The 17,182-nt window shown below is 66.2% G+C and carries 14 protein-coding genes and 1 pseudogene; 13 read left to right on the forward strand and 2 right to left on the reverse strand.

The genetic code is table 11. The annotated features are described in order from the left end of the window. Positions 1-1,064 precede the first annotated feature (1,064 nt). A pseudogene (locus ACXZ1E_RS10500) lies at positions 1,065-1,313 on the forward strand (hypothetical protein); the annotation flags it as partial. Positions 1,314-1,458: 145 nt separating this feature from the next. Here the strand turns inward: ACXZ1E_RS10500 and ACXZ1E_RS10505 are convergent. Next, positions 1,459-2,484, reverse strand: a complete 1,026-nt coding sequence (locus tag ACXZ1E_RS10505; protein WP_458040459.1) for a LacI family DNA-binding transcriptional regulator — start codon at positions 2,482-2,484, stop codon at positions 1,459-1,461. Positions 2,485-2,788: 304 nt separating this feature from the next. Here ACXZ1E_RS10505 and ACXZ1E_RS10510 point away from each other — a divergent pair, with 304 nt between their 5' ends. The 12 genes from ACXZ1E_RS10510 to ACXZ1E_RS10565 all read left to right on the forward strand — a co-directional run bounded on the left by ACXZ1E_RS10510 (position 2,789) and on the right by ACXZ1E_RS10565 (position 15,542). Next, positions 2,789-4,255 (forward strand): nicotinate phosphoribosyltransferase, encoded by a 1,467-nt coding sequence (locus ACXZ1E_RS10510; RefSeq protein WP_458040460.1) that lies wholly within the window; start codon positions 2,789-2,791, stop codon positions 4,253-4,255. Positions 4,256-4,393: 138 nt separating this feature from the next. Then, positions 4,394-5,488, forward strand: coding sequence for an LLM class flavin-dependent oxidoreductase (locus tag ACXZ1E_RS10515; protein ID WP_458040461.1), 1,095 nt, complete (start codon positions 4,394-4,396; stop codon positions 5,486-5,488). A gap of 54 nt (positions 5,489-5,542) precedes the next feature. Then, positions 5,543-5,932, forward strand: a complete 390-nt coding sequence (locus ACXZ1E_RS10520; protein WP_458040462.1) for an NIPSNAP family protein — start codon at positions 5,543-5,545, stop codon at positions 5,930-5,932. Next, positions 5,929-7,434 (forward strand): aldehyde dehydrogenase, encoded by a 1,506-nt coding sequence (locus ACXZ1E_RS10525; protein ID WP_458040463.1) that lies wholly within the window; start codon positions 5,929-5,931, stop codon positions 7,432-7,434. Before ACXZ1E_RS10520 ends, ACXZ1E_RS10525 begins: the two co-directional genes overlap by 4 nt. Beyond that, positions 7,431-8,120 carry an HAD family hydrolase gene (locus ACXZ1E_RS10530; RefSeq protein ID WP_458040464.1) on the forward strand — a complete coding sequence of 230 codons (690 nt, stop codon included), beginning with the start codon at positions 7,431-7,433 and terminating at the stop codon, positions 8,118-8,120. The genes ACXZ1E_RS10525 and ACXZ1E_RS10530 overlap by 4 nt, the downstream gene beginning before the upstream one ends. Next, entirely contained in the window at positions 8,120-8,923 is an 804-nt protein-coding gene (locus tag ACXZ1E_RS10535; RefSeq protein ID WP_458040465.1) for a glutamine amidotransferase, read from the forward strand. Before ACXZ1E_RS10530 ends, ACXZ1E_RS10535 begins: the two co-directional genes overlap by 1 nt. Before the next feature lie 28 nt (positions 8,924-8,951). Next, entirely contained in the window at positions 8,952-9,962 is a 1,011-nt protein-coding gene (locus tag ACXZ1E_RS10540; protein ID WP_458040466.1) for a ribokinase, read from the forward strand. Continuing rightward, the gene (locus ACXZ1E_RS10545; RefSeq protein WP_458040467.1) at positions 9,959-10,951 is read left to right on the forward strand and encodes a ribose-phosphate diphosphokinase; all 993 of its coding nucleotides are present in this window, start codon (positions 9,959-9,961) and stop codon (positions 10,949-10,951) included. Before ACXZ1E_RS10540 ends, ACXZ1E_RS10545 begins: the two co-directional genes overlap by 4 nt. 43 nt (positions 10,952-10,994) lie before the next feature. Then, positions 10,995-12,299, forward strand: coding sequence for an amidohydrolase family protein (locus ACXZ1E_RS10550; RefSeq protein WP_458040468.1), 1,305 nt, complete (start codon positions 10,995-10,997; stop codon positions 12,297-12,299). Positions 12,300-12,367: 68 nt separating this feature from the next. Continuing rightward, the gene (locus ACXZ1E_RS10555; protein WP_458040469.1) at positions 12,368-12,556 is read left to right on the forward strand and encodes a tautomerase family protein; all 189 of its coding nucleotides are present in this window, start codon (positions 12,368-12,370) and stop codon (positions 12,554-12,556) included. Positions 12,557-12,666: 110 nt separating this feature from the next. Further along, positions 12,667-13,617, forward strand: a complete 951-nt coding sequence (locus tag ACXZ1E_RS10560; protein ID WP_458040470.1) for a flavin reductase — start codon at positions 12,667-12,669, stop codon at positions 13,615-13,617. A gap of 701 nt (positions 13,618-14,318) precedes the next feature. Beyond that, positions 14,319-15,542, forward strand: coding sequence for an IS256 family transposase (locus tag ACXZ1E_RS10565; RefSeq protein ID WP_458040471.1), 1,224 nt, complete (start codon positions 14,319-14,321; stop codon positions 15,540-15,542). Positions 15,543-16,101: 559 nt separating this feature from the next. Here ACXZ1E_RS10565 and ACXZ1E_RS10570 read toward each other — a convergent pair. Beyond that, positions 16,102-17,139, reverse strand: a complete 1,038-nt coding sequence (locus ACXZ1E_RS10570; RefSeq protein ID WP_458040472.1) for a substrate-binding domain-containing protein — start codon at positions 17,137-17,139, stop codon at positions 16,102-16,104. Positions 17,140-17,182 lie beyond the last annotated feature (43 nt).

Consider the following 17,182-nt stretch of genomic DNA (forward strand, 5'->3'; position numbering starts at 1 on the left):
CCCGGGTAAACCCGTGGGAAAGAAGGTGTCGCACCCGGGCCCGCTGGGCACACTCCCGAAATGTCGAGATCCCCGAAATCACGGGCGAGGACGGTCTGCACATCCTCGAAATGTGTCTGCGTTTGAGTTCAAATCCCACCGTCACCGCCACCGTGGAAGCCCTGCGAACCCTTGGAAACACTGGGATCGCGGGGCTTCTCTCATTATCGAGTAGTGCCCGTGAGAAAAATTTGAGAAAAACCGTCCAGAGGCCTGACCTTTGGGTTCGCGTTGGCTGCAGTATCGGAGGGGGTACGAGTTGGTAGACATGGCCATTGATCCCCGATCGATACCAGTCACCCTCATTGGGGGCGTCCTCGCCATTTCGCTCGGGATCTTCGGCTTCCTCCTGCGGAAGCAATTTCGCGACATGACGATCTGGTGGGAACGAAAGATTCTGGGTGACAAGGCCGCAGATAGCCTAGGCAGACTTCAGACCCCGTTCTGGGTCGGCCTTGCTGCACTCACTGGTGTAGCCTTCGGACTCTTGATGGTCGGTCGCTCGGTCGTCGGGCTCATCCAATTGTCGAGCACAGGGTAACGCTCGTAGATGAGTTGATTCACCCGGGTGTCCTGATTCGCGTTTCCTCCGAACTGCCTGGCGGACCCATCTGCGTGGCGGTACTGTCCGAGCGGACCGTTGTCGAAGCTTCCCCGGTGCCGTTCACTGAGAGGGTGCCGCGCTCGCGATGGGTCACGCAGACGCCCGGCACTACTGTTGCTCATTGATGGCGTGCGGCTTTTGACGAGAACCAACCGAGTTCTCGGCCGCACACCACCAATGAGGTGTCATTGTGCATTGAACGATCCCCGCACCGTGTTTGCGGAGTTCTTCGGCTATCGATATTGCATCGTCTGCGCATTCCGGAGCGCTTGTGCCGTCGCGTCGTCGAGATCAATACGCACAACTTCTATCTTGAGATCGACGAGAGCCTGAGTGAGCCTAGCTTTCGGTCGTCGAAGGTACGACTCGACCTGCTCATCGGCGGCCGCGAGGCGTCGGCGTCCGCGGGGTCGACTCACGTGTGCAGGCGGCCGTCGTCTGGTATCCACCCACCGATCTCACCGCGATGCGGCAACCGCGGTCACATGGATCGGCGATCGGTCACGATCAGCTCGACTCCCCGGAAACGACGCTCATCGGCACCTCCGTGACCGCGGATTCGTTGGCCGCGGAGCGGGCGAGTCCCATCGCGCACGTGTCATCCGCGGCGGCCCCGACTCTCATCCACGGTGATGCGGACACCATCGTCTCCGTCGAGCAGAGCGTGGCTCTACAAGAAGCGATGGCGAGAGTGGGGGCGACGAGCACACTCACGCGTTGTCGGTGCCGACCACTGCTTTGTCGGCGTCGACCCGATACCCGACATCGCGCACACCGCGCGCGCTCTCGCCGAGCAGCTGAGACCTCACTAGGTGTCACTCCCGAGGCGAGTGCGGTCCCGTCGACTCCCGGATCTTCAGCGCGACGGGCACCGGTGGAGGCGAGACCGCCTCGGCCCCGTCGACCATGTCGAGGAGCAGCTTGACCGCGGCCTTCCCCATCTCGCGTGCGGGCTGGCGGACCGTGGTGAGGCCGGGGGTCAGGAGGGAGGCGAACGGGAGGTCGTCGAACCCGACGACCGAGACATCCTCGGGCACCCTCAGTCCGGCTCGGCGACAGTACGAGAGCGCGCCGATCGCCATCAGGTCATTGGCGCAGATCAGCGCTGTGGGGCGCTCGCTCGCGGGGCGGTCGAGCGCCTCCGCAGCCAGCAGCTCACCCGACGACATCTGGTAGTCGCCGGTGAGTACCGGTACAGCGTCGGGATCCAGGCCGGCAGCGGCGATTGCCTCGCGGTACCCCGAGAGGCGCTGCTCCGCCGTCCACAGCTCGACCGGGCCCCCGAGGATGGCGAGCCGCTCGTGCCCGAGCGAGGTGACGTGGGCCGCGATCTCTCGTGCGCCCCGACGGTTCTGGGAGACCACGCAGGGCAGCCCGAAGCCGGAGAGCTTCTCGTCGACGAGCACGACGGGGCCGACCCGGGTCAGCTCGACCAGGGCCTCCATCCGCGTCTCCGCCCCGGAAAGGTAGATGAGGCCATCGAGACGCTGACTGCGCAACAGGCGGCTGTTCCACGACTCGGAGACTCCTGTCGCCTCTGGCGTGCAGAACACCACCAGGACGTCCTTCTCGGACGCGGCCTGCTCCACTCCCTCGGCGATCATCGCGAAATATTGGTTCACCAGGTCCGGGACGACGAGTCCGACTGTGGCGACGCTGCGACGCTTGAGGTTGCGCGCCGATTCGTTCGGCAGATAGCCCAGCGCGCGCACGGCCTCCAATACCCGGGCGCGTCGGTCGGCGGCCACGGGGCCGCTGTCGTTGAGCACGTAGCTCACCGTGCTGAGCGCCACTCCCGCGCGCTCGGCGACATCCTTCATCGTGGGTCTGGGCGTCGGCATTGCTCCCTCACCTCACCATCGATGTCGGCAAGTCGTGCGCGCACACGTCGTGTCGCCCCACAGTACTCGATTACACGCTCCACGCCCGGTGGCCAGCCCGCCCCGTTCGAAACATGCCGTTCACACGACGGATTCCTCGTTGATACATGGGGAGTGTAGAAAGGTTTCTACCACCCCGAGCAATCATCCGTTACCGCGAATCAGCGGTCAAGCTTGGCTGCTCAGTCTCAAAGATAGAACCGATAATAGTTCCCTTGCGCCGCGCACCATGCGAGAGGACTCAACTGACAGGAAGGGCTGAGCAATGTCCTTGGGCGAGCAGTTCGACAACATCATCATCAACACCGACAACTACAAGCACAGCCACTATCCTCTTTACCCGCCGGGAACCGAGTACGTCTCCTCGTACATCGAGTCCCGCGGCGGCGAGTACCCCGTGACGATGTTCGTCGGCCTCCAGGCCTTCATCCGCGACTACCTCATGCGCCCCGTGACGCTGGAGGACGTGGATGCCGCGGAATACCTCATGCGTGAGCAGGGGATGCACTTCAACCGCGAGAACTGGCTCGGCATCATCAACGACCATGGCGGCTATCTGCCGGTCGAGATCGAGGCCGTCGCCGAGGGTACGGTCATGCCGACCCGCAACGTCCTCGTGCAGCTCATCAATACCGACCCGAAGTACTACTGGGCCACCAGCTTCTTCGAGACGGCCTTGCTGCGCGCCGTCTGGTACCCGACGTCGATCGGCACAATCAGCTGGCTGTCGAAGCAGGTCATCCGCACGGCCCTCGAGCGCACTTCCGACAACGGACACCTCCTGCGCCACATGCTCCACGACTATGGGGCACGCGGCGTCAGCTCCCAGCAGTCCGCTGCCCTCGGCGGCATGGCGCATCTGGTCAACTTCAACCAGAGCGACACGACACCCGGCATCCTGGCCGCGAAGCGCTGGTACAACGCCGTCGCCCCGTCCAACTCCGGCCCGAACTCAGAGCACGCTGGATTCACCGCTTGGGGTCGCGATCACGAGGTCGACGCCATCCGCAACATGCTGGAGACCTATCACGATCACGGGTTCGCGCTGGTCCTCACCGACACCTACGACCACGAGAACTGCGTCAAGAACATCCTCGGGGGTGAGCTGAAGGAGTTGGTGCAGAACTTCCCCGGCCTGGTCGGGGCGCGCCCCGACTCCGGAGACGTCGTGCAGGTGACGGCCGACACGACCGAATGGCTGATGGAGTCCTTCGGCTACGAGATCAACAGCAAGGGTTTCAAGCTGCTCCCGCCGTTCATCCGGGTCGTCCAGGGCGACGGCGTCACCGCGGAGAGCCTTCGCGACGTGTACATCGAGCTCGAGCGCCGTGGTCTGGCCGCGGACAACGCGATCTTCGGCATGGGCGGCGGTCTGCTCCAGCACGTCAACCGCGACACGATGAACTTCGGCCAGAAGGCCAACGCCGTGTGCGTCAACGGCGAGTGGCGCAACATCTCGAAGTCCCCGAGCGGCGCCGGCTTCAAGGTGTCGAAGGCCGGCCGACTGGCCCTGATCGTGGAGGACGGCGTCTACAAGACGGTCCCGAGGGACTCGGTCGCGCCGGAGGACAACCTCCTCCAACCCGTCTTCCGCAACGGGAAGCTGCTGAAGAAGTGGGACTTCTCCGAGCTGATCGCCGCGAGCGAGGCGCCCGTGCCCGAGGAGTGGTACGCGAGCTGGATCGCTCCGATGCTGGAAGCCGCACCCGCCGAGGAGCAGGCCGCAGCCTGAACCCACGCATGCCCGGGGCATTCAGCATCCGTCCCGGGCATGCGCGGCGTCCAACGTCGCAGGGGCCGCCGGCGGCCGCGCATGCTAGCGGCCATCGTCCGGACGCGGACGAGTACGAACACAACTGAGGAGCGCACGATGGCAATGAAATTCTGGGTGACGGCACCATTCTTCTATCCGGACATGTCCCGGCCCTGGTCCGAGGTCCTGGACGGCATGATCAGGATCGTCGACGCCGCCGAGCGGCTCGGCTTCGAGGGGATCACGATCAATGAGAACCAGTTCCAGAACTACGTGACCAACCCCTCGGCGATGATGTTCGCCGCGGTGGCGGCCAGTCGGACCAAGCGGCTCCGGATCGTCCCGGGCGTGGTCGTCCTGCCCGCCTACAACCCGCTCCTGGTCGCCTCAGAGATGAGTCTTCTGGACCATCTCGCACCGGGCCGGATCGGCATCGGCGTCGCCCGCGGTGGAAGCCGGTTCCAGCTCGATCGCCTCGGGGTCAAGCCCGAGAACCAGCGCGCGATGTACGACGAAGGGCTCGAGATCATCCGCCGCCTCTTCGCCGAAGACGACGTGTCGTTCGACGGCCAGTTCTATTCGTTCCCCCCGACGACCCTCGTGCCGAAGCCCGCTACGAAGCCGCACCCCGAGATCTGGGTCGCCTCACAGAGCACTGACGGGGTCCGCAAGGTCGCCCAGCAGGGGCTGAACCTGATCACGGCCCCCAACTACGGCAACTTCGAGCCGTACGGCGACCTCGAGGTGCTCATTGAGAGCTACAACGACGAGATCGTCAAGACCGGCAACCCCCGCGGCGAGGTCATGGTGCTGCGCCACACATGGGTCGGTCGCACCGAGGAGGAGGCCCTGGAGTACTTCGACGACGTCTTGAGCGAGTACAACTACTACATGGCCCTGGTGAAGGGCCCCGGCACGGTCGACACGCGCGAGGACCGTCTCGCCACCCGCGACGTGGGCGAGAGCCGTGACTACGTGCACGGCGGGCAGATGCGCCCCGAGCAGCACTCCTTCTCGAAGGAGGGTCTGCTGGAGAAGTACGCCGACCCCGTGCTCACCACGCCCGACCGCATGATCGAGCGGTTCAAGTCCTACGAGCGGCTGGGCGTGGACCATCTGGCGTGCCTGATCGCCGTGGGCATGCCCATCGATGCGGTCATCAAGAACATGGAGCTGATGGCGGCCGAGGTCCTGCCGGCGTTCGCCGACTAGCGCCCGCACAGTCGCAGCCCGGAAACCCGCAGGACCGCAGAGGAGTTGAGCACGGTGATCTACGAAGTGCGCGAGTACGTCCCGGTGCCGGGTCGGATGGGAGACGTCGTGGACATGTTCCGCTCGGTCGTCATCCCGTTGTTCCGCCGGCACGAGATGGACATCACACAGGTGGGGTTCACCACGATCGGCGATCACTCGTTCAACGAGCTCGTCTACACGATGCGGTTCGCCGATCTCGCCGAGCTCGAGCGCAAGTGGGGCGCATTCCTCACCGATCCCCACTGGGTGTCGGCTCTGACGGCCCGCGAGGAGAGCGGTCCGCTCTACCAGGCCATCCGCCGCCGCATCGTCGACTCCGCGCCCTTCGACGAGGTGCTGTCGGCACCGCACGACCCAGAGCAGTCCCGCAGCGGAGCAGCCGGAGGAACGAGGATCCCATGACGACCGACAGAGCGGTGTCGCCCATCGCGCACCCGAGGAAGTTCTTCATCGACGGCGAGTGGGTCGTCCCGTCGACCGACCACACGATCGACGTCGTCGAGGCGGCGACCGAGGAGCTGTACTTCACCGTCGCCGCGGCCGAAGCGGCGGATGTCTCGCGGGCGATCGGTGCGGCGCGCCGGGCGTTCGATGAAGGACCGTGGCCGCGGATGTCGCCCGCCCGTCGCGGGGGCTACCTCCGTGCGATCGCCCAAGCCCTGTCCGAGCGCATCGACGACGTCGTCCAGCTGTGGCCCCGGGAGTCCGGCGTCATCGCCCGGATCGTGCCGGCCGCCATGGAGGAGGTCCCGGCGGCGTTCCGCTACTACGCCGATCTCGCCGAGCGGTATCCGTTCGAGCAGGAGATGCCCACGAGCTCCGGCGAAGGGTTCGGGATGATCGTCGGCGAGCCCGTCGGCGTCGTCGGAGCGATCATCCCGTGGAACACGCCGATGCACCTGATCGCCTACAAGCTCGCCCCCGCGCTGCTCGCGGGCTGCACGGTCGTCATCAAGGCGTCGCCGGAGGCGCCGGGCGCGGCCTACGTCATCGCGGAGATCGCCGAACTGGTGGGCCTCCCTCCGGGGGTCGTGAACGTCGTGACGGCCGACAGGGATGCCTCCGAGGCCCTGGTGACGGATCATCGCGTGGACAAGATCACGTTCACCGGCTCGACGGAGGTCGGCAAGAGGATCGCCGGAATCCTCGCCGAGCGCATCGGGCGGTTCACGCTCGAACTCGGCGGCAAGTCGGCGGCCGTCATCCTGGAGGACATGGACATCGACGAGGCGGCGGACACCCTTACGGGCGGCGCTTGCTTCCTGTCGGGGCAGATCTGCGCGTCGCTGACTCGCATCATCGTCCCCCGCCACCGGCACGACGCACTCCTCGAGGCCCTCGCCGACCGATTCGCCCGGGTGGAGATGGGCAACCCGTTCGATCCGGGGGTGCAGATGGGCCCCCTGGCCTCCCAGCGCCAGCGCGCGCGTGTGGAGTCCTACGTGCGGATCGGCGAAGACGAGGGGGCGACCCTCGCATTCGGCGGCCGCCGACCGAAGGATCTCGACCGCGGTTGGTTCATCCAGCCGACGGTCTTCGGCAACGTCGACAACGCGTCGCGGATCGCGCGCGAGGAGATCTTCGGGCCCGTGCTCTCGGTCATCGCGGCTTCCGACGAGGACGATGCGATCCGACTCGCGAACGACTCGCCCTTCGGCCTGAACGCCGCGGTGTTCACCCACGACGCGGCCCGAGCTCGCGAGGTCGCGAGGCGGCTGCGTGCGGGGACGGTCGGGCAGAACGGAAATCGGGCGGACTTCGGGATCGGCTTCGGCGGGTTCAAGCAGTCGGGCATCGGTCGCGAGGGCGGCGTCGCGGGGCTGCTCCCCTACCTGGAGAACAAGACGCTCGTGCTCGACGGGGATCCGCGGGCCGCGGCATCCGCAGCGGGGACAGCCACGTGAGCACCGCCAACCCACCCGCCGACGCGCGGCACCTCCACGTCTTCGACATGGACGGCACACTCCTGCGCAGCTCCGCCACCATCGAGCTCGCCCGCCAGATGGGCCGCCTCGAGACGGGGCTGGAGATCGAGGGGCTGTGGCGCGAGGGGATGATCTCGGACACCGACTTCTGGCTGTGCCTCCTCGAGATCTGCGCGAACGCGACCGCCGCCGACCTCGAGGCCGCGTTCGAGAACGCGCCGTGGATGGACGGGATCGCCGGAGTCTTCGCGGACATCCGCTCCCGCGGGGAGGCGGTGATCGTGATCTCGCAGTCACCGACGTTCTTCGTGCGCGGCCTCGAGCGCTGGGGCGCCCACGAGACCTACGGCTCGGCGGTCGAGGTGGGAACTGCACTGTCGAGCTCGGCCACGCTGCTCGCCGAGACGAAGGTGACCATCACCGAGTCGGCGCTCGCGGGTCGCGGGTTGAGCGCCGACGACTGCGTCGTGTACGGGGACTCCTCCAGCGACGTGTGGCTCTTCAAAACGTACTCGCAATCGGTCGCGGTCAATCCCACGCCTGCCCTGGCCGCACTGGCGGCGTCCAGCTACATCGGGAGCGACATCCGCGAGGCGTACGCGCTGGGTCGTGGCCTCCTCGACGCATCAACCAGAAGGCAATTGGCGCAAGGGAGTACAAGCTGATGAGTGTCAACAGATCGCCGCTGAAGGTCTTGTTCGTGGGTGAGTCGTGGATCAAGCACACCATCCACATGAAGGGCTTCGACCAGTTCCACTCGACCGAGTACGAGGAGGGCGCCGGCTACTTCCTCGGCTGCCTGGCGGACGCCGGCGTCGACGTCACCTACGTGCGCGGACACGAGGTCAGCCTGCGGTTCCCCCGCACGACGGAGGAGCTCGACGAGTTCGACGTCGTCGTCATCTCGGACATCGGCTCCAACTCCTTCCTGCTGCCCGACGAGACCTTCCTGCGCTCGGAGAGGTCGCCGAACCGGCTCGGCCTCGTGGCGGACTTCGTCCGTCGCGGCGGCGGCCTGGTCATGATCGGGGGCTACCTCTCCTTCACGGGGATCGACGGCAAAGGCCGATACGGCATGAGCCCGCTCGCGGATCCGTTGCCGGTGTCGATGCTTCCGTACGACGATCGCGTCGAGCGCTCGGAGGGGGTCACGGTCGAGGTGTGCGAGCCCGAACATCCTGTGCTCGGCGGCACGCCGTCCGAATGGCCGCACCTGCTCGGCTACAACAAGCTCATCGCCAAGCCGGATGCCACGGTCGTGGCCCGCGTGGGCAAGGACCCGCTGCTGGTCGTCGGGGAGTACGGTCAGGGCAGGACGGCCGCGTTCGCCTCCGATCTCGCCCCGCACTGGGCGCCCCAGGAGTTCCTGGACTGGCCGCACTACGCCGGGATGTGGACGGCCATGCTGTCGTGGACCGCGCAGGCGCACGTGGAGCGGACATACGCCGAACTGGTGTCGAGAGCGTGAGACGGGTTCCGGAAGAGAGAGCAAGGACGTGACAGATCTCGATCGACGGCCTCTCCCCGGCGGGACCGGCGGGAGGCTGCTGGTGATCGGGGCGTTGAACGTCGACATGGTCGTCCCCGTGCCCCGGCTCCCGGCACCGGGTGAGACGGTCGTGGGCGTCGACCTCCAGCGTCATGGCGGGGGCAAGGGCGGCAACTCGGCCGTCGCCGCGGTGCGGTCGGGAGCCAACGTCCGCTACGTCGGCGCCGTCGGCGATGACGAGCTCGGAGCGGCAGCGCTGGCCGAGCTGCGCGCGGAGGGAATCGACGTCGCGGACGTCGTCGTCAAGGCCGGATCCGCCACCGGGGTCGCCCTGATCGTCGTGGACTCGTCGGGCGAGAACCAGATCGCCGTCGCCCCGGGCGCCAATGCGGCGGTCACTGCGGACGACGTGACCGCCGCGATGGAGCGCGCGACCGGGTGGCCCGGATGCGTCCTCGTCAGCACCGAGATCCCGGCGTCCGCGGTCGCCGCCGCGGTCGAGGAGGCGACCGCACGCGGATGGGTGTGCGTGCTCAACCCCGCCCCCGTCCATCCCGGAGTCCGCGACCTGCTCGCCCACTCGCCGATCATCACGCCGAACCAGGGCGAGCTGCGCGATGTCTACCGGCTCCTCGGCGAGCCCGGCAACCCGCCGGTGGCGGCGATGGCCGCCGCCGTGGCATCCGTCACCCGCGCGTCGGTGATCGTCACCCTGGGTGCCGAGGGAATGCTCCTGTGCCGCGCCGACGGGGTCACCACCCGCATCCCAGCCGGAAGGGCCCGTCGAGTGGTCGACACCACCGGCGCCGGCGACACCTTCAACGGCGTGTTCGCCGCGAGCCTGGCTGCGGGGGACGACGTCGAGAGCGCGGCCCGTCGCGGTGCCGCGGCCGCGGCGCTGTCGGTCGAGTTCGCCGGAGCGCGCGCGAGCATGCCGAGCGCGCGCGCGAGCATGCCGAGCGCGCGCGCGTCGGACCGCGACACCGGGTCTGGCCAACGAGACGAGGGGAACTCATGATCGCGCGGCCCCGAGTGGTGCCGGAGAAGCGCCTCATGCTGTTCTCCGGCCGCTCCAACGCGCCGCTGGCGGGGGCGATCGCCGAGCTCCTCGAGATCGAACTCGGCCGGGTGACGCTGAAGACGTTCTCCAACGGAGAGGTGTACAGCCGCTTCGACGAGTCGATCCGCGGGGCGGATGTCTTCATCGTGCAGCCGATGTGCGCGAACCCCGAGACCGGCATCAACTCCAACGACTCCCTCCTCGAGCTGCTCGTGATGGTGGACGCCGCCGTCGGAGCGAGCGCGCGTCGCGTGATCGCCGTGACCCCCTGGTACGGATACTCGCGTCAGGACAAGAAGTCGGCGCCGCGCGAGCCGATCTCGGCGCGCATGGTGGCGCGCGCGCTCGAGGCGACGGGCGTCGACCGTGTACTGACGATGGACCTGCACGCCGGGCAGCTGCAGGGCTTCTTCGGCATCCCGGTCGACCACATGACCGCCATCGGCATCCTCGGCGAGTACTTCGCCGGCTTCGACGACGACCTCGTGATCGTCGCTCCCGACGCTGGCCGGGTCAAGCTCAACAAGCAGTTCGCCACGCAGATCGGCGCCGGTCTCGCCATCCTCGACAAGGAGCGACCCCAGCAGCAGGTCGCCGAGATCAACGCCGTCATCGGCGACGTCCGCGGAAAGACCGCCATCGTGATCGACGACATCATCGACACCGCCGGCACGCTGTGCGCGGCGGGGGAGGCGCTCATGCGCGCCGGCGCGCGCCGTGTGCTCGCCGGGGCAACCCACGGCATCTTCAGCGGGCCGGCGTTCGAGCGGCTCGCAGCGTCGCCGTTCGAGCGGATCGTCGTGACGGACACGATCCCGCTCGGTCCCGGGGCACCTGCCAAGATCGAGGTCCTCACCTGCGCGCCGCTGCTCGCGGACTCGATCAGCAGGATCTTCACGGACGACTCCGTGAGCGCCGTCTTCGGCGGCAAGAACCACACGTTCTGAAGGGAGCGGTCATGTCGGATGCAGCGATCGTGCGGGGCTCGCGATGACGTCGGGCGACATCGCGATCGAGGGCGGTCGGGTCTGGTCGGGCCCGGGCGAGGTCCGTGAAGACGGGCTCGTCGTCATCCGCGCGGGCGTCGTGGTGTACTCCGGGCCGCGCGCGGAGGGCATCGTGCCGCCGGGGACCCCCCGGCTCGACGCTTCTGGGAGCACGGTTCTTCCGGGTCTGATCGACGCCCACGTGCACTTAACGACGAACTCCGATCACCACCGCGTCATTGCGAGCGACGTCTTCCGCGGCCAGGTGACCGAGCCCGGCAAGCTGCTTCACGGTCTGCGCAACGCCCACCGCGCGCTCGCCGCAGGATTCACGACGCTGCGGGTCATGGGCCATCGCGGCGTCGGAGAAATCGAGCTGCGCGACTTCATCGACCAGGGCCTGGCCGCCGGGCCCCGCCTTCTTGTGGCACCGTGGTGGATCACGATGACGAACGGTCACGGCGACCTCTTCTACCCGCCATACACCCGACGGCGGAAGTGGGACACGGCGGACGGCATCGAGGAGTGCCGCAAACTCGTGCGCCTGCAGGCGAAGGCGGGCGCGGACTTCATCAAGGTGATGGCGAGCGGGGGGATGTCGAAGGGCGAGCAGCCGACCTGGCCGAACTACACGGTCGCCGAGCTGGCGACCATCGTCGAGACCGCCCACGAGCTCGACCTGCGGGTGGCCGCCCACGCGCTCTCCGCCGAGGGGATCCGACGCAGCCTCGCGGCGGGCGTCGACTCCATCGAGCATGGCTCGTACCTCGATGTGGACACGGCTGCCGAGATGGCGGAGCGCGGCACGTTCCTCGTGCCGACGATGTCGTTCAACGACTGGTGTCAGCGGGAGGGTACGCGGCGCGGTCTGACGGCCCAAGGGGTCGCCGATCTCCGTGAGGCGCATGACCGAACCCTCGAGTCATTCGCACTGGCTCGCGCGGCAGGGGTCAGGGTGGTGATGGGCACGGACTCTTCAGGAACGTTATGCCCATTTGGGGCGCACGCCAGGGAGCTCGAACTGTACGTGGAGCACGGCATGTCCGTCGACGAAGCCCTTGCCACCGCCACATCGAGCGCGGCGCTGCTGCTGAACCGGCCGGCGCTCGGCTCGTTGCGGCCCGGTGCAGTGGGAGACGTCGTCGTCGTCGAGGGGAACGTGCTGTCCGACATTCGGCTCCTGTCCCAGCCATCGAACATCAGGCACGTGGTGCGAGATGGCCGCGACCTTGCGGGGTACCTGAGCGCTGCCTCGGAGGCCTTCGATCTTCAGCCGAGCGATCTGCCGACCCAGTCCAACGGGCACTGATCAACCACCGACATTGCCGGGGCCGGACCAGCCCCGCGCAGAGATCCATCAGAGAGGGAGAGAGAACTATGGCCCACATCGAGGCGGCATTCTTCGACAGGCGATTCGACGACCCGGAGTTCAGCAAGAAGATGGTCGAGGCGCTGACCCAGGCGGTCGCCTCAGTCCTCGGCGATGATGCGGGAAACGACACATCCGTCATTTTGCGCAGTGTGCAACCGTCGCACTGGGGCTACCGCGGCACTCTTCTGGGCTGAAACACCGATCCGCGGATAAGCGGCCGGACCCTAGACATCCACCTCCGGGAAACGCCGGGAGTCCACACGTAAGTCGACCGCCCGCCGGGCGGAGCAAGGAATGGAAGAAGATGTCAGAATTCAAATCTCTGGTGCATTCCGCCTGGGATGCGGCATGGAATCACGGAGACGCTGATGCTCTGGACGCGATCGTGCACCCAGAGTACGCGCTGGAGAATGCCGGGCTGCGGGACACTTCGGGGCTGCTGGAGCTGAAGGCCCAGGTCCGCGACATGCGGGCTGCGATTCCCGACTTGCGGACGACGGTGGACATGATCGTCGTCGATGCGGACGACTTCGCGATCTTCTGGTCTGCGACGGGAACCTTCGTGAACGCCTTCGGCGACGTTCCCCCGACAGGGCGGGCCCTCCGGGCCGGCGGAGCCGTGCAGGGCACATTGCGCGATGGGCGGATCATTCGCGAGCGCGTCACGTGGGATCCCAATGTCAACATGCTGTCCGACCTAGGGGCACCGGGACTAGGGTCGGCATTCGAATCCGCCGGTATCGCTGCCGGCACTGGTGAATCTGACGACGGTCCCACTTTCGACGAGCTCAAGGAGTTCAACCGAAAATTCGTGACCGGTGTGACGGTCGTGACCGTCAGTGATTCAGCAGGTCGACCGCGAGGGCTGGCCGTAAGCGCGTACATGCCGATATCACTCGATCCCCCTTTGGTGGTGGTGTGCGTACAGAAGACCTCCGCGACTTACCCCGCCCTCTTCGAAGCTCGGCACCTTGGAATCAACATCATCGCAAACTCGCAGCGCTCCGTTGTCGCTCAGTTCGCTTCGAAGGCTGACGACAAGTTCGCGGGGCTCGACTGGCACCGTGCACCGGCCGGGTCCCCGCTCATCGACGGATCATCCGCATCGATCGAGGCGGAGATTAAAGAGCGCTTCCGGGCGAAGACCCATGTCGTCATCGTCGCCCGAGTCCGCCATCTTGAGGTGTCCGACGTGGATCCCATGGTCTACAAGGCCGGAAAGTTCTACGACGGCGCATCGCTTCAGGAGGTGTGACAAGCACGCTGCCCTTGATGAGGGACCAATGGGTGGGTTGGAGCCCATAAGTGGATGCATCTAAGAGGTGAGCCGGAGGACCGGAGCGCAGCGGAGGATGAGGCTACGCCGCGAAAGCCCGGAACGAAGGGCACTGGAGCGAGCTATCCTGACCTACCAGGGAGCTCGCGGTATGGTGCCGGCGTGCGTCAGGACATCGCGATCGCACGACTCTAGAGTCGTGGCCACATCCTGCCCATATCTGAATCACTGCACGTGTCGTCGACGTGATCTGGGTGACTATCCCGCACGTCGGAATGGTGCATGAATCCGCGACCTGTGATCCAAGTGCCCTGCGGTTGCACCCGTCAGAGGGTGTTCGAATCTCTCCGTCTCCGCTCAGAACGGTCCGTTTGTACGGCGGTGTCCTGATTCAGAATCCTCACCGATGTCCTCGCAGCGTACTTGATACGGAATGGGCTCCAGCGCCGCGTAAATCACGCAGATCTGGGCCCTTTTCGTGGGAACGAGCGGGGAAAATGCTTACGGGCAATGACTGGCAATGACATCCGCACAGGCAGGGTCGGCGCAGTTGGCGCCGGTGGCGTCCCCTGGGTTGGTGTAGTTTCCCGGCTCGGGTGTCACGTCGTTGACGTGGTGAGCCATCGTGCGATGGTCAGTGAGAACTGTCTAGGAATCTCACGGAAGGACACAAACGCACGATGGCTCTTGACCAGTCTGCCCTCCTCGAGCTGCTCGGGGAACTGAAACTCACCGATGTCAACGATCGGATCCGGGTCGCGACCGAAACGCTCTACCAGGAGTTGATCGACGCGGAAGCGGCCGCGTTCATCGGCGCTGCCCCGTTCGAGCGGACACCCGCCCGGGTGACGCAACGCAACGGCACCCGTCCCCGCACGCTCACCACGACGACCGGGGATCTGGAGTTGCGGATCCCGAAGCTGCGACAGGGTTCGTTCTTCCCGTCGCTGCTGGAGCGTCGCCGCCGGGTCGATCAGGCCCTGTTCGCGGTCGTGATGGAGGCCTATGTTCACGGCGTCTCCACTCGCAAAGTCGACGATCTCGTGAAGGCGCTAGGCGCCGACACCGGGATCTCGAAGTCGGAGGTGTCGCGGATCTGCGCGAACCTTGACGAGGACGTTGCCGCGTTCCGGGACCGGCCCCTGGCCGACACGACCTACCCGTATGTGTTTCTCGACGCGACCTATTGCAAAGCCCGCGTCGGACGACGGGTCGTCTCACAAGCGGTCGTCGTCGCGATCGGGGTCGCGGCGGACGGACGCCGGGAAGTCCTCGGGTTCGAGGTCGGAGACACAGAGTCGCAACCGTTCTGGACCACGTTCCTCCGGTCCCTGAAAGCCCGCGGGCTGGACGGGGTCAAGCTCGTGATCAGCGACGCTCACACCGGCCTGATCGCCGCGGTCGACACCGTCTTTCAAGGCTCCAGCTGGCAGCGGTGTCGGGTCCACTTCATGCGGAACGTGCTCGCGAACGTTCCGAAGACCGCGGGGCCGATGGTTGCGTCGATCATCCGCACGATCTTCGCCCAACCCGACACCGAGCACGTGTTCGCCCAGTTCCACGAAGTCGTCCGGATGCTGACCCGTTCGCACCCGAAGATCGCCGGGATGCTCGAGGACGCGCAAAACGACATCCTCGCGTTCTGTCAATTTCCCGTCGCGCACTGGCGACAGATCTGGTCCACCAACCCGCTCGAACGGGTCAACAAGGAAATCAAGCGCCGCACCGACGTCGTCGGCACGTTCCCCAACCCCGCCGCGCTACTGCGCCTGGCCGGACACGTCCTCATCGAGCAGCACGACGAATGGGACGGCGCCGACCGCCGCTACTTCTCCGAGCACTCCATGAAGCTCCTGAACATCACCGAAGAGGAGGTCGCGATCCCAGAACTCACTGCGGCATAATCACAAACAACTGAACTCGCACGGTGTTGAGAAACTCCACCACTCAGCGGGACGCAACCCCGCGCTTTCGTGGCAACGGATTGGCAACAACTTCCGGACTTCGGAAGTACGGGCTCGGGAGCCCACATGAGATCTCGCGTTGAGTGACCGTGGGCGAGATGCCCACCCGCACCCGGGTGGCAGTTCGAGCGCGTGCGGTGTGAAGCATCTTCCATTCGAATGAAACCTCAGGGTACGTTAGAAGTGACCGAAGAAGGTGTTCACGACCACACGTCTTCCGTTGCTGACACCAGCATCTTCTTTCCCATTCGCCGCCGCTACCTCGTCGATCTCATCGCTCCGAAGTGAGCGAGTGTCTACGGTGCTCGATCTCGGCTCAGTCGACGGCCGTCGCGCTTCGGAGCTGCATCCACCTGCTGGCTCGGCCAACCGCCCGCAGCTTCAGGCGCAGCTTGCAGCCGAGGCCCAGGTCGCTGCGTCGCGGGCGCGCGGTGTTGCCCGACAGTGAACCGTTCGCAGTCTCGGTGCCCGAGCTGCCCGTGATCGACCGATGACTGCGTCAGGGCCGAGAATAAATGGCCCTGAAGCCGCCCGTTGATTCCCGTTCGCGCAAGCCCGGCCGCGGAGCCAGCGCTATCCGCCGTTCCGATTGAGGTTGCGACAAACATGCGATCAGTAGCTGTGCGGCCGCTTCGGCGATCGCGGTCAAATTTAGCTCAAGCGCGGTGAGCGAAGGAGCGGCTGATTGGGCGCGCGGACCGTCGAAGTTCGTCATGATCATCACATCTTCGGGGATGCGCTTACCGGCATCGAGGACGGCCCGCACCGCGCCCACCGCGAAGACATCGATAGGGGCGTATACAGCGTCCAGCAGAGGTTCTTCCGCGAGGAGTTCGGTCGTCCGACGGTAGGCGCGTTCCTCACCCGATTGCGTCGAGACCTCCACCAGGCGCAGACGCGCGTCTACCGCGCCGGCGCGATCGCGCACGAATCGTCTCAGCGTCGCGGCGAGCGAGTGCTGCTCGATCGTGGACAGCACCGCAATGTTGCGCGCGCCGCGCTCAACGAGGTGATCGATCGCAACCTCGGCCTCGGCATATCCCCGCTCCACCACGCCGTTAACGTCGACCCCGGGCACGTCGCCGATCGCCACGACCTGCATCCCGCGTGCTCGGAAACTCGCGACGAGGGGATCATTTTCTCGAGGATCGATGACAACGACGGCGTCTGCGTCGATCGCATCGAGTTCGTCGCCGTCGCGTACCGGCGGCAGCAGGAGAGTGGAGTAGCCGCGCTCCAGGAGAATCCGTGCCAACGGCATGGCGAGCGCGAAGAGGAAGCTCAGGTGCGAGTCGCCGCCCACGACCTCGTTCGACAGTGCGGTGATGAGCCCGACAGTCCTGGACGTGCCTCCGCGCAGCCTCTGCGCGCGCACGCTCGGACGGTAGTTGAGGGCATCGGCGATCGTCTTGACTCGCTCACGAGTGCGCTCATCGACGCGACCTCGTCCCGAAAGCGCGACGGAGACGGTGGTCCGTGAAACTCCAGCTGCGGCGGCGACATCGGCGATCGTCGCCCGCGTGTACTCGATTGTCATTCCCCGTGCTTTCCGCCAGGTCGGGCTGTGCGACCATCCTAGG

It is taken from the genome of Pacificispira sp. HM-600 (assembly GCF_977993705.1).

Coding starts and splice junctions, on each gene's coding strand:
- ACXZ1E_RS10505 (WP_458040459.1), bottom strand. CDS start 2,484: ATGCCGACGCCCAGACCCACGATGAAGGATGTCGCCGAGCGCGCGGGA.
- ACXZ1E_RS10510 (WP_458040460.1), top strand. CDS start 2,789: ATGTCCTTGGGCGAGCAGTTCGACAACATCATCATCAACACCGACAAC.
- ACXZ1E_RS10515 (WP_458040461.1), top strand. CDS start 4,394: ATGGCAATGAAATTCTGGGTGACGGCACCATTCTTCTATCCGGACATG.
- ACXZ1E_RS10525 (WP_458040463.1), top strand. CDS start 5,929: ATGACGACCGACAGAGCGGTGTCGCCCATCGCGCACCCGAGGAAGTTC.
- ACXZ1E_RS10535 (WP_458040465.1), top strand. CDS start 8,120: ATGAGTGTCAACAGATCGCCGCTGAAGGTCTTGTTCGTGGGTGAGTCG.
- ACXZ1E_RS10545 (WP_458040467.1), top strand. CDS start 9,959: ATGATCGCGCGGCCCCGAGTGGTGCCGGAGAAGCGCCTCATGCTGTTC.
- ACXZ1E_RS10550 (WP_458040468.1), top strand. CDS start 10,995: ATGACGTCGGGCGACATCGCGATCGAGGGCGGTCGGGTCTGGTCGGGC.
- ACXZ1E_RS10555 (WP_458040469.1), top strand. CDS start 12,368: ATGGCCCACATCGAGGCGGCATTCTTCGACAGGCGATTCGACGACCCG.
- ACXZ1E_RS10560 (WP_458040470.1), top strand. CDS start 12,667: ATGTCAGAATTCAAATCTCTGGTGCATTCCGCCTGGGATGCGGCATGG.
- ACXZ1E_RS10565 (WP_458040471.1), top strand. CDS start 14,319: ATGGCTCTTGACCAGTCTGCCCTCCTCGAGCTGCTCGGGGAACTGAAA.
- ACXZ1E_RS10570 (WP_458040472.1), bottom strand. CDS start 17,139: ATGACAATCGAGTACACGCGGGCGACGATCGCCGATGTCGCCGCCGCA.